Annotated in this window: 2 protein-coding genes; both read right to left on the bottom strand. The window is 37.7% G+C overall.

What is annotated here, in order from left to right; translation table 11 throughout:
* Positions 1-224, bottom strand: a 224-nt coding sequence (locus BKE30_RS16615) for a transposase (protein ID WP_143253817.1), incomplete at its 3' end; no start/stop codon positions are given.
* Positions 190-438 (bottom strand): helix-turn-helix domain-containing protein (locus BKE30_RS15400; protein ID WP_143253816.1); only part of this gene is annotated, 249 nt, incomplete at its 5' end. The genes BKE30_RS15400 and BKE30_RS16615, both read right to left, overlap by 35 nt.

Here is a 438-nt window from a genome sequence, read left to right as displayed (position 1 = left end):
TTTAGTCGCTTTAAACCTTGATAACCTTTATCAGTCAATAAAAAAACCTGTTGCTTTAGCTTGTTTCTATACTTTTTAAATAACTGAAAATCATGTACCTTGCCCTGACAAAAGGCGGTAGACAGTATTTGTGAGCTAGCGTAGTGAATGATAAGTTGCGCTTTTATGGTGTGGCGTTTCTTTTTGCCACTATAAAATCTCTTTTGTTTTTTTTGGCCGTTCAATGGTCATTTCAGTGGCATCAACCACAACCACCTCCCAGTCTGTACCTGTCCCACGTGGTAATTTCTTAGGCAGATGAAATAAATCAGATGTTATGAGTATATTTTCTATTTTTTGAATAATGCGACAGGCACTCGATTCATGAATACCGAAACCCGTTGCCGTATGAAAGAGGGTTCGATACTCACGCCAATAACTTAAAGTCAGTAATAGTTG

Origin of the sequence: Alkanindiges hydrocarboniclasticus (genome assembly GCF_001982605.1) — a bacterium.
GTDB classification, from domain to species: domain Bacteria; phylum Pseudomonadota; class Gammaproteobacteria; order Pseudomonadales; family Moraxellaceae; genus Alkanindiges; species Alkanindiges hydrocarboniclasticus.
This window is presented reverse-complemented; position numbering and strand designations above follow the sequence as displayed.